General features: G+C 43.5%; 14 protein-coding genes. All 14 read right to left on the bottom strand.

Annotated elements, in window-relative coordinates; all coding sequences use genetic code 11:
• Positions 1–44: 44 nt before the first annotated feature.
• The 14 genes from RG608_RS07920 to RG608_RS07855 all read right to left on the bottom strand — a co-directional run bounded on the left by RG608_RS07920 (position 45) and on the right by RG608_RS07855 (position 10433).
• Positions 45–1238, bottom strand: coding sequence for an acetate kinase (locus RG608_RS07920; protein WP_061592324.1), 1194 nt, complete (start codon positions 1236–1238; stop codon positions 45–47).
• Positions 1239–1274: 36 nt separating this feature from the next.
• Positions 1275–2240: a class I SAM-dependent methyltransferase gene (locus RG608_RS07915; RefSeq protein ID WP_308946818.1), complete on the bottom strand. Its 966-nt coding sequence runs from the start codon at positions 2238–2240 to the stop codon at positions 1275–1277.
• 81 nt (positions 2241–2321) lie between these two features.
• Positions 2322–2714, bottom strand: coding sequence for a competence type IV pilus minor pilin ComGG (gene comGG / locus RG608_RS07910; protein ID WP_308946817.1), 393 nt, complete (start codon positions 2712–2714; stop codon positions 2322–2324).
• Positions 2695–3132, bottom strand: coding sequence for a competence type IV pilus minor pilin ComGF (gene comGF / locus RG608_RS07905; protein WP_111676741.1), 438 nt, complete (start codon positions 3130–3132; stop codon positions 2695–2697). Before comGF ends, comGG begins: the two co-directional genes overlap by 20 nt.
• On the bottom strand, positions 3116–3409 hold the full coding sequence (gene comGE, locus RG608_RS07900; protein ID WP_308946815.1) for a competence type IV pilus minor pilin ComGE: 294 nt from the start codon (positions 3407–3409) through the stop codon (positions 3116–3118). The genes comGF and comGE overlap by 17 nt, the downstream gene beginning before the upstream one ends.
• Positions 3375–3809, bottom strand: coding sequence for a competence type IV pilus minor pilin ComGD (gene comGD, locus RG608_RS07895; RefSeq protein WP_308946814.1), 435 nt, complete (start codon positions 3807–3809; stop codon positions 3375–3377). Before comGD ends, comGE begins: the two co-directional genes overlap by 35 nt.
• Positions 3769–4086 carry a competence type IV pilus major pilin ComGC gene (gene comGC, locus RG608_RS07890; RefSeq protein ID WP_002896769.1) on the bottom strand — a complete coding sequence of 106 codons (318 nt, stop codon included), beginning with the start codon at positions 4084–4086 and terminating at the stop codon, positions 3769–3771. Before comGC ends, comGD begins: the two co-directional genes overlap by 41 nt.
• A complete protein-coding gene (gene comGB / locus RG608_RS07885) occupies positions 4086–5120 on the bottom strand; it encodes a competence type IV pilus assembly protein ComGB (RefSeq protein ID WP_268687099.1) in 1035 nt (344 codons plus the stop codon). The genes comGC and comGB overlap by 1 nt, the downstream gene beginning before the upstream one ends.
• Positions 5050–5991, bottom strand: coding sequence for a competence type IV pilus ATPase ComGA (gene comGA, locus RG608_RS07880; protein ID WP_268687069.1), 942 nt, complete (start codon positions 5989–5991; stop codon positions 5050–5052). The genes comGB and comGA overlap by 71 nt, the downstream gene beginning before the upstream one ends.
• A gap of 129 nt (positions 5992–6120) precedes the next feature.
• The gene (locus tag RG608_RS07875; protein ID WP_268687070.1) at positions 6121–6501 is read right to left on the bottom strand and encodes a DUF1033 family protein; all 381 of its coding nucleotides are present in this window, start codon (positions 6499–6501) and stop codon (positions 6121–6123) included.
• Positions 6502–6639: 138 nt separating this feature from the next.
• Complete coding sequence (locus tag RG608_RS07870) at positions 6640–7701, bottom strand: zinc-dependent alcohol dehydrogenase family protein (protein WP_268687071.1); 1062 nt, start codon at positions 7699–7701, stop codon at positions 6640–6642.
• Positions 7702–7871: 170 nt separating this feature from the next.
• Complete coding sequence (locus tag RG608_RS07865; protein ID WP_268687072.1) at positions 7872–8978, bottom strand: glycosyl hydrolase family 8; 1107 nt, start codon at positions 8976–8978, stop codon at positions 7872–7874.
• A gap of 8 nt (positions 8979–8986) precedes the next feature.
• A complete protein-coding gene (locus RG608_RS07860; protein ID WP_308946813.1) occupies positions 8987–10297 on the bottom strand; it encodes a glycosyltransferase in 1311 nt (436 codons plus the stop codon).
• Positions 10290–10433: a hypothetical protein gene (locus tag RG608_RS07855; RefSeq protein ID WP_002928913.1), complete on the bottom strand. Its 144-nt coding sequence runs from the start codon at positions 10431–10433 to the stop codon at positions 10290–10292. Before RG608_RS07855 ends, RG608_RS07860 begins: the two co-directional genes overlap by 8 nt.
• Positions 10434–10443: the final 10 nt, after the last annotated feature.

Genomic DNA, 10443 nt, shown 5'->3' with positions numbered 1-10443 from the left:
GCATATAAAAAGCCCAGTCAAACTGAGCTTTTGGATTTTTTGTTTTATTGATTTTTGAATCGTTCGACATCACGCGCAATGACCAATTCTTCGTCAGTCGGGATAACCAAGACTTTGACCTTGGCATCAGGACTGGAAATCACACCTTCTGCACCACGCACATTCTTTTCTGGGTCTACGTTACAGCCAAACCAAGAAATACCATTAATAACCAGTTCACGAATGGTCACAGAATTTTCACCAATTCCTGCGGTAAAGATAATAGCATCAGCTCCATTCAAGACAGCAAGATACTGACCAATGTATTTTTGAATCCGGTCCACAAAAATGTCATTAGCTAATTGAGCCTTGGCATCACCTGCCCGCATTGCTTCATGAATATCACGCATATCACTTGACTTCTCAGAAACTCCAAGCAAGCCAGATTCACGATTCAAAACGCGGCTAATATCTTCCGGAGTATTAAAGTCATCTGTGTATTGCATCAGGTAAGGAATGATGGCTGGGTCGATATCCCCAGTCCGCGTTCCCATCATGACACCGCCAAGTGGTGTGAATCCCATAGAGGTATCTACAGAAACGCCCTTGTCTACTGCTGTGATAGAAGCTCCGTTACCAATGTGGCAAGTGATAAGTTTGAGTTCTTCAATCGGACGTCCCAAAATTTTAGCAGCTTCCTTGGCTACATACTCATGGCTGGTCCCGTGAGCTCCGTACTTGCGGACCTTGTTTTCAGTGTAATATTTAGTCGGAATCGGATAGCGATATGCTTTTTCCGGCATAGTTGTATGGAAAGAGGTGTCAAAGACCACCACGCTGGTAATGTCTGGCAGAATTTCTCTAAAAGCACGGATGCCTGCAGCGTTGGCTGGATTATGCAATGGAGCCAGAAGAGACAACTCCTCTACCTTTTGAATCACTTCTTCATCAACGAGGGCTGAATCCTTAAAGTATTCACCACCAGCCACAACACGGTGACCCACACCGGTAATCTCATCATAAGATTCAATGATATTAAAGCGTTTCAAATCATCCAGCAAAATTTTTACGGCCTGCGTGTGATCTGCAATATCAAGAACCTGCTTTTCTGAACGACCGTCAAATTTCACTGTTGAAATAGAATCCTTGAGACCAATCCGTTCCAGCAAGCCCTTAGCCAAGACCTTTTCTTCCGGCATCAAGTAGAGTTGCCATTTTAAGCTTGAGCTTCCTGCATTAATAGAAATTGTTTTCGACATTTCTTCACCTCTTTAAGCGTTTTCAAAATTATTATATCAAAATTTTGTTTGAATTTCACTATCTTTGTACCAGTTTTGAAAACTTTGACGGAATTCAAACATTTCATCATGATCCTGCAAATCCCGCAGAGGATAGATAAAAGGCTGAATGTTATTCGCTTCCTGTTTCCTCAAGACAAAAAGAGTTTTGGCATGCTTGCTGCTTGAGAAAATAGACTCTGGCAAGGTTATCATCGCGATAAACTGAGCCTTGGCTAGGAGCCATTTTTTCAGCAGAGGAGCTTGAGCGCTGGTCAAGAGATCATTTGGCGCCAGAAATATAGCATAACCACCTGGCTTCAGATATTTGAGCGATTGCTCCATCAGGAGATGATGGGCATAAGTGTGCTCATCCGGACTAGCCACTTCATAGCGGGAGGCGATACTGTCGTCTGGATAATAACCAACCGGTAAATCACTGATAATGATATCACTCTCTTTCAGAACCTGAGGGCGAACTGCATCCCCCTGAGCAAAGTGAGCCTTAGAATTCATAACCTCTGCAATGCTGGCAGAAAGGTCAATTAATAAATCATCTAGCTCCAGACCTAAGTAGTCAATCTTCTTTTGGGTATGATTGAGAACAGTCTCAGCCAAATTTCCTGTTCCGCTGCCGATTTCTAATACATCAGCTTCCTCTCCGTGAGCTAGCTGGTCCAATAAGAAAGTAATCAGAAAACCAATTGTGTCAGGTGTGAATTGATGATTGACCTGCATGGGCTCCGTCTGGGCAGCCTTCATCAGGATAAACTGATAGACTCTCCGCCACTCTTCCTTGGTCAAATGCAGAGCGCGGATTTTTTCATCGTTGGTCAGAACCTCTTGTAAATCAGTATCTCCATCTAGGTAAATGCCATTCTGCTCAATCAGAGCATCGTAAAAATTGGTCGCCAGAGTGTTTTGGATATTCTGGACGTTTTCGAGAATCAGAGTATAAGCTTGTTCTATCTTTTCAAAATTCATGGAATCCTCCGTTCATCCTATCATACCAAAAATAAGGCCCCATTCCAAGATATATAAAATTACAAAGATTTTACAGTTATATTAGCCCGACTTACCAGCTTCGTCCGAAATTGCTTTCTCTTTTTTGTCAGTTGGTTTCTTGTCTTCCTTTGCTTTATCCTCATCTTTCTTAGAAGTACTAAAAGTAAAAGAATAGGAATGCCCGCTGCTGAACTGACTGCCGATTTCCAGTTCCTTCCCTTTCTTACGGTAGACCGCCTTGCCCTGCTCAAACTCCATCTCACCGCTATCATCCTTGGCTGTAGCTTTTGTCAGAACTGCCATTGCATAGGCTTCTGTCCTTTCCCTGTTGAAAAGCTGCAAACGCTGACTGCTGACTTGACGGTTGAGATAAAACTGCAGGAGCAGGCTAAAGACTGCGGCCATCAGCAGCGCATACAGTAAAATACCTGCCTCAACTTTCTTCTTCCACACGATAGACGAACTCCCTCTCTAAGCCTTTTTCAAAGCGAAAATGAAGATGGACAAGCTTACCTTCCTGACGCACATCAGCTGCTTCCAAACCATAAATCATCGGCTGGTAGCCGCGACCGCTCTTATCTGTTTTACGGAAATCATCTCCCTTGGATTTACCCAAGGCCAAGTCCCTGCCATCCTGTCTGATGTAGATTTTATTGTCTTCAACCTTGTCAAATTGACTTCGCGAAAGCTCCGTCTCCAGTTGGTCGGCAAACAAAAGCCACTCTTGCTGCTGATTATTCTCCTGCTGATGCAGTTCTGAAGATAAGAGCTGGGTCATAGCCTGAAAGACCAGTATTCCACCACTGAGAACCAGCAAGGCTACTAAAGCCTCCAAGAGAGTAAAGGCCTTGACTTTAAGGTTTTTGGACACGGATGACTACCTCCCCTTCGTGATAGACCAGCAGCTGCTTATCTGTCTTAAGCTGACTTACAGCAATTCCATTGATATGAAGCTCTTCTTGTCCTGTTTGCAGAGCCATACGGGCTACCCGAAGCACCTCTTCCTGCTGCAGAAGGAGCTGCTGCTCTTTACGAGACCGGCTAATCTGTCCCAGAAGCAGACTGGCAATAGCCGCAAAAACTGCCATGGCCATCAGAGCTTCCAGCAGAATGCTAGCCTGAAGCTGTCGTCTTTTTAAACTTGCCATTGCCCATATAAAGCTGGTAAACAACTGTCCTGTCCTCCGTCTGAAAAATAATCTTGCTGAGTGATGAATTTCCCCCAGCCCGGTCAAACTTAATGACCTGCTGCTCATGCTCCTGCAAAGTTTGTGGAAAATCCAGCTCTTGATAACCGTTGGAAATCTGCCGTCCTGAAATCTTGAGAGAAAGCTTATCATGCCCAGCCAAGCTCAGCCTCTGCGTCTCCTGATAGAGCCTCTCAAACTCTAAAAAGAAGAGTTGCTCTTGAACCTGATTGAAGCCAGCCCTGACCGAGCCAGATAATACTAGTAGTAGAAAACTAACAACAAAAAGAACTAAGAGACTTTCCAGCAATGTAAAAGCCTTAATTGGCAACCGCTTGAGTTTCGCCACTGTGTTTTCCATAGTAAGCCTTATAAGAATCTGCCTGTTTCTGGCTGATATTTCCTGCGCTGACCAGCTTGCTCAGGCTAGCCTTTTCATTGGTATTCTTCAGTTCATACAGCTCTGCCTGGCTTTCTACTACCTTGACCACCGCTGCAGTTCCTGTATCTGAAACAGCATCTTTTTGCTTGGTCAGATTAGGCACAAAGAGCAGCAAGAGAACGCTGATAACCAGCAAGACAATCAGCATTTCCACAAGGGTAAATGCTTGAACTTTTAAGGTATTAAGTTTTTTCATTACAAATGAACCTCCATATTCTGATAAATGGGCAAGAGCATTGCCGCATAAAGTAAAACAATCACTAAGGCAACAAAAATAAATACTAGGGGCTGAATGAAATTCATGGCTCGGTTGATACGTAGGAAAAATTCCTCCCAAGTCTTTTCAGCATAGACTTCCAGCTCACTACCTAACTTGGATTTGACCTCGCCATACTCAATCATCAAGGACAATTCTTTCTTAAAGAAAGGATAACTAGCCACCTTGTCCGCATAGCCTTGTCCAGCTTGCAAAGCAGCAGCCATATCTGCTCCGATTTCCTGAAAGAGCTGGGAAGGCTGGTCTTGCATAATCGCAAAAATCTGACTCAATTCCAAGCCCTGACCAATCATATTGCCCCATTCACGAGCATAATAAGCGGTCAAGTAGGCCTGTACCAAGCGTCCAAAAAAGGGCAGAGCTGCTAGTTTGCTGAAAAAACGAATCTTGGATGACTTTCGATAGTAAAAGAGAGCCACTGAAACCAAGACAGCTAAAGCAAGGATGCTCCAAAAAAAGATCTGAGGCAGGTGATTAATCAGCTGAGTAGCTAGATTCTGGCTGTCCAATTGAGGCAGAAGATAGTTGCGCAATCCCAGCATGATAAGGACCAAAAAGCCCAGCAGCATGAGAGGATAGGTTCCTACCTCTATCAATTTTTTCTTAACCTTGAATAGATTTTCCAGATAGGCCTCAATTTTTCCCAGACTTAGAGTCAAATTGCCATGTAGCTCAGATAAGGACAGCTGGGTTACAACACTGTCGGAAAATCCCAGTCGACTGACAATCTCTGAAAAGGACTGACCAGCTGACAATCCTGCCCGCATTTCAGTGACATATATCTCCTCCAGCAAGGCACTTCGCCTCAGAAAGTCTACAATCTCTGCTAAGTGAAAACCGCTACTGAAGAGATTATGAAAGAGCTCAATAATCTTTTTCTGCTTAGGCGTAGATAATTTTTTCGGTCTGCCTTTGCTCAGCACTGATATGTCCTTCTGCAAAAAGCTGATCAATCTGCTGATTCCAGACTGCGGCTTCGTGCTCTTGATAGTTTTGACTGACAAAATCAACGACACCTCCTCCCCCAATTAAACGCTGGTAACACACACCTTGCAGCACCATTCTTAGCTCATCCTCGCTAACACCCAATTCCAAAAGCCGCTCATAGACACCTCGAACACTCTTAGCATGAAGCGTTGAAAAGACCGTAGCTCCAGTCAAACTTGCCCGAACCACTGCTCTAGCTGTCTCTCGATCACGGATTTCCCCGATAATCAAGAGATCCGGCCGATGTCGCAGAGACAGCTTAATCAGACTATCATAAGTCATGCCAATGGTTTCGTTCAGCTGCAGCTGCAGCATAGCCTCTTGCTTAATCTCAACCGGATCTTCAATCGACATGACTTGCTGACCAGAAAATTTAAGCTGAGCCAAATGGTACATCAAAGTCGTCTTGCCACTGCCGACTGGGCCTGAGAATAGATAGAGGCCGCGAGCCTGAATTTTCTTGCGCAACTCCGGCAATTGCTCAAACCAAAAGCGTAGCTCCCTGTCTTCATCATGCAGGAGCCGGATGACCAGACTTTCAAAACCACGATAATCACCAACTGTCGACAGCCGGATTGAAACCTTGGCTTCCTCACAATCATAATCGCAAGACCCAAGTTGACTGCGGCGCTTCTCTCCAACATTCATACCTGCGACAAACTTAAAGTGGCTGATAACCGCTGACAAAAGCTCAAAATCATAAGTCTTTATAAAGCGACGTTCATCACCAATTCTCATATAAAGCTCATAGCAAGTAGTCTTAGGAATGAGGTAAATATCCTGAGCCCCTTCTTGCCGAGCCTGCCTAATCATTTCTTTTGCAATTTCTTGAACCATACATCCTCCTCACCTTACTATTCGCAAAAAATCCAGAAAAAGAAAAAACAGCGGAAGAAACTTAACTTCTAACAAGTTAGGTCTCTTCTGCTGCTCTATTATCAGATTTGCAAAATATATTCTGTCGATTTAAAGAGGCTTAGCGGATTTTAGTTTGACTGAGCAAGCTCGGTGCTTTTCAAGGCCGTTCTGCTTAGTATAGCCTGGCCGGTACTTGCTCTTAGGAATCTTGCACTCATTCTCCAGCAAAAACAGAGAGTGGTACTGCTGAACATTCTCATCGCACTCCTCGCACCAGCGCTGATCCTCCGGATCCCAAAAAATTGTCATTAAATCACTACGGCTCTTATACAAAGGTGACTGCTCTGCCATCTGCAGCCAGCGGCTTTTATAATATTTAAGGGCTTCATAATAATCATCGAAGTGCTTCTTTGCAATGACATTTTCTTCCCAGCCATCCAGGAACCACCACGGTTCATAGTCCCCGTACATCTCAATTACACAATACATACTCGTCCTCTCTTTGTACCGTATATTATATATAAATTCTTTGGCGAACAAAACTATTTTGCTCAGAATCAGAAAACAATATAAAAACCCCTTTTAACCAAAGATTAAAAGGGATAGGCAAAAGACAACTTAAGAATTTTATTGGACTGGAGAGAGGTCATTTTCTATAATAACCTTAATGGCATGATGGTTCGCAGCTTGGCCGAAAACCTTGAAAGCTTCTTCGATTTCACTCAGTTTAAAATAGTGAGTCACCAGCTTTTCTGGCTCAATCTTATGACTTTCCAGGGCTTTCAGAAGCTGAGGAGTAGTATTGGTAGATACCAGCCCGGTCGTCACATTGATGTTGCGAATCCAGAGCCGATCTAACTCAAACTCGACAGGTTTTCCATGTACCCCACAGTTGGCAATGGTTCCATCAATAGCAATAACTTTCTGACAAAGATCAAAGCTAGCTGGAATACCTACTGCTTCAATGGCTACATCAACTCCACGTCCATCTGTCAAGTCAAAGATAGCCTGCACAGCTTTTTCAGGGTCTGCAGAGTTGACCTTATCCGTCGCACCAAAAGCCATAGCTGTGTCTAAACGGTTCTCATCTATATCAACCATGATAATCTTTGACGGAGAATAAAACTGAGCTGTCAGCAGAGACGCGAGACCAATTGGCCCAGAGCCAACGATAGCTACTGTACATCCAGGCTCTACTTTACCTTTTAAAACTCCTATTTCATAAGCTGTTGGCAGGATGTCTGACAGCATGACTAAGGCTTCATCTGATAAATCAGACGGTGTGTGATAGAGAGTATTATCAGCATGCGGCACGCGCAGATACTCCGCTTGTGTCCCGTTAATCAAATGCCCGAAAATCCATCCACCTTCATCTTCACAATGGGCGTAAATGCCCTTCTTGCAATAGTAGCACTTGCCACAAGCACAAACACAGGAAATCAGAACCTTATCGCCCTTCTTGAAATTGGTTACACTGTCACCAACTTCTTCAACAATACCGATGCCTTCATGTCCCAGAATAGTACCGCTCTTGCAGGCAGGTACGTCTCCTTTAATAATATGAAGATCAGTCCCGCAGATAGTGGTCTTAACCATACGGACAATAGCGTCTGTTGGCTTGCGTACGACAGGTTTATCAACATCTATAAACTGGGCAAGTCCCGGCTTAACATAAGTATAGGCTTTCATAGGCTATCCTTTCTATTGTTATGTTATGATGAATGTTTTCCATTTTATTTTAACAGTTTGTGAAAAAAATCGCAAGGTTTTTCCTCCAAAAAAGTGGGACAAACACCGTTTTGTCCCACCCTATTGTCTGCATGATCTTAAGCAAAATTTTCATCTTACTTGTTTCTGCATTATAAAGTTTCTAAAGCAATCATCGTCGTCACAGCCGCGTCATAGTAATTATCTGACGGTAAACCTTGCATGAAGAGATATTTATTTTGCTGCACCAATTTGCGGAATTCTATATTGTTGTTAGCCGCATAGAATACTGGAGCAGTAAAGCTGCCAGCCTGATTGCTATTGAGAGCCTTGCCTTTCAGGTTGTAGCCCGCATAAATCTTTTCTTGATTGAGGAAGAAGCTCAACATCTTCTTCAGCATTTTTTGACTTTTTTCATCCTTGCTTTGAGCCAGGTTGTAAGGAAGTCGGCAGGCATTATAAGAATAATAGCCATCATTTGCAGATTCTACCGTATCAGGCTCAGCAGCCCGAACTTTGTCACCGTCAACCCAGATAAAGTCTGGTATCAAACCAGTCTTGTTATCAGCGCTGATTGCTTCAAGTTTGCTGAGCATGTTATCTCGGATTGTCAGCCACTGCTTATCTTTGGTCAACTCATAGAAAGCTTGGAACTGCTGCGGCAATGTATCAGAAGTCCGCATGAGATTATAAAATTTCGATTCTGCATTTGCCCAGTTCCCAACCGTCAAAACGCCATTGCTTTCATTATAGTTATAAGCCAAGACATCTTTCAGAATAGCCTGAGCCTGTTCTTGGTATTCTTTAGCCTTGTCCGGCCACTGTTTAGCCGCCTGAATCAAAGCATAGGCGATGTAGAGATCGCCGTCTGTAGCATTGTTTTCGTCTTCATGATTGCTCTTTCCGTCCTTAATCGTTTGTTTCCAAGACATGAGTTGGGTATCTTTCAGACGATGAGCTAGATAATATTGGTAGAGCTTTTCAAAATCAGACGAACTGGCATCGCCTTGCTTAGCTGCATCCACAGCAATCACCATGCCATAACCCTGTGCTTCAGACAGCACAACATCTTCAGTCTTACTGTTTGTCGTCCTGATATAAGACAATTTGTCCTTGGTTACGACATATTCTTTAGACCATTGGCTGTATATATTCTTTTTGATGTTCGGAGTACTGCCCATGCGGGTGTACAAGAGGATACTAGCCAAGACAGCCAGAATTATCACAAACCAAATAAATCTTAATCTTGTTCTTTTCACACTTTCTCCTAACCTGCAAATCGTTTTGTTTTAACCCACTTGGTTTCTTTCCGCTTCAAAATCTTGTCCAAGATAACAGATCCTACTGCATCTAAAGAGACAACGATAAAGAGCTGAGAGTAAGTCAAATAGGACACAAGGGCCAGCCAAATCTGTTTGGTAGTCGCCTGTCCAAACTGAGAAGCCAGGGCAATATTGATCTGCAAAAGATAAAGCAAAATCATCAGAAGCCAGTTAAAGAGCATCAGCTGGACGATATAGATATTCTGAGCATCAAAAGCGAAAGGAATCCGCACATCCGGTATAAAGAGCTGGGTAATCATCGCCGCTACATTGGCAAAGAAAACCAAGTCAGATAAGACAATCGCCAGATTGAACCAGAAGAAGATACAAGAATAATTGAAAACTTCTAACTTCACGCGCCAGTTACCGCCGCTAAAAAGATGCTTGAAGTTGTCAATAATCACCTCGTAATTCCCCTTAGCCCAGCGCTTACGCTGCAAGTAATAGGACTTGAGGGTCTCAGGTTCTTGCTGGAAAGCCTCTGAGTTATAAGCCAAGGCAATCAGCTTGCCGCTTTGCATAATCTTAAAGGAAATTTCCGTGTCCTCTGTCAAGGCACCATTTTTCCAACCACCAATACTCTTAACAAACTCAGTGTTAATCAAGAAGTTCGTACCTGGGATCCGTCCAATCTTGAAGAGATGCCACATACCTACGTGGTAAACACGCTGAGTTACAACGATTTCTTGGTTGATACAACGGGTCAGGAAGTTCTGGTTGGCATTACGGGTTTTATTGCGTCCAAAGGAAGCAACGTGACGTTCTGGATCTTCTAAGACTTTCTTGACTAGGAAGTAGAGGGCATTCTTTTCTGGCATAGCATCCGCATCGTAGACACAGATATATTCGCCCTTGGCCATCTTCAGGGCATCATTCAGCACCCCAGCCTTACCTCCCGTACCTGTACGGTCTGTAATTATAACATTGCGTCCAGCATACTCAGGCATAGCCTGTACTTTCAGCATTTCCTGATAAGTATCATCCGAGCAGTTGTCCGCAAAGAGCAGAACTTCCACTCGGTCGTGAGGATAATCCAAATCCAGAATAGCCTTGGTCGTCTGAGCGATAACCACATCTTCATTGCGGGCAGGAACAACGACTGTAACCATAGGATAATGCTCCAAGGGACTGGTATCCACATTGAAGTCACTGCGCTTCATCCAGAAATGCACTGAAGAGCATAGGATAACCAAAGCCCAAGCCAGAGACATCCAGATGGAGAACAGGGTGATAATCATAATAAGCTGACTAATCATGACGAGTCACCGCCCTAAAATTTTTATTAACCCGATTGTAGATAACCAGATAATAGATGAAGAGGACAAAAAAACTAATAGCAAAAAAGATACTTAGCACCATAGATACGATAAAAAATACTTCAGTTAAAGACATGAGTTTACCT

The sequence above is a fragment of the Streptococcus sp. IsoGale022 genome (assembly GCF_031142805.1).
GTDB classification, from domain to species: Bacteria; Bacillota; Bacilli; order Lactobacillales; family Streptococcaceae; genus Streptococcus; species Streptococcus sanguinis_A.
The sequence above is the reverse complement of the archived record's forward strand: the minus strand, read 5'-3'. Positions and strand labels throughout refer to the sequence as shown.

Coding starts and splice junctions, on each gene's coding strand:
- RG608_RS07855 (WP_002928913.1), bottom strand. CDS start 10,433: ATGTCTTTAACTGAAGTATTTTTTATCGTATCTATGGTGCTAAGTATC.
- comGE (WP_308946815.1), bottom strand. CDS start 3,409: ATGGCAAGTTTAAAAAGACGACAGCTTCAGGCTAGCATTCTGCTGGAA.
- RG608_RS07915 (WP_308946818.1), bottom strand. CDS start 2,240: ATGAATTTTGAAAAGATAGAACAAGCTTATACTCTGATTCTCGAAAAC.
- RG608_RS07870 (WP_268687071.1), bottom strand. CDS start 7,701: ATGAAAGCCTATACTTATGTTAAGCCGGGACTTGCCCAGTTTATAGAT.
- RG608_RS07920 (WP_061592324.1), bottom strand. CDS start 1,238: ATGTCGAAAACAATTTCTATTAATGCAGGAAGCTCAAGCTTAAAATGG.
- RG608_RS07875 (WP_268687070.1), bottom strand. CDS start 6,501: ATGTATTGTGTAATTGAGATGTACGGGGACTATGAACCGTGGTGGTTC.
- RG608_RS07860 (WP_308946813.1), bottom strand. CDS start 10,297: ATGATTAGTCAGCTTATTATGATTATCACCCTGTTCTCCATCTGGATG.
- comGD (WP_308946814.1), bottom strand. CDS start 3,809: ATGGAAAACACAGTGGCGAAACTCAAGCGGTTGCCAATTAAGGCTTTT.
- comGA (WP_268687069.1), bottom strand. CDS start 5,991: ATGGTTCAAGAAATTGCAAAAGAAATGATTAGGCAGGCTCGGCAAGAA.
- comGC (WP_002896769.1), bottom strand. CDS start 4,086: ATGAAAAAACTTAATACCTTAAAAGTTCAAGCATTTACCCTTGTGGAA.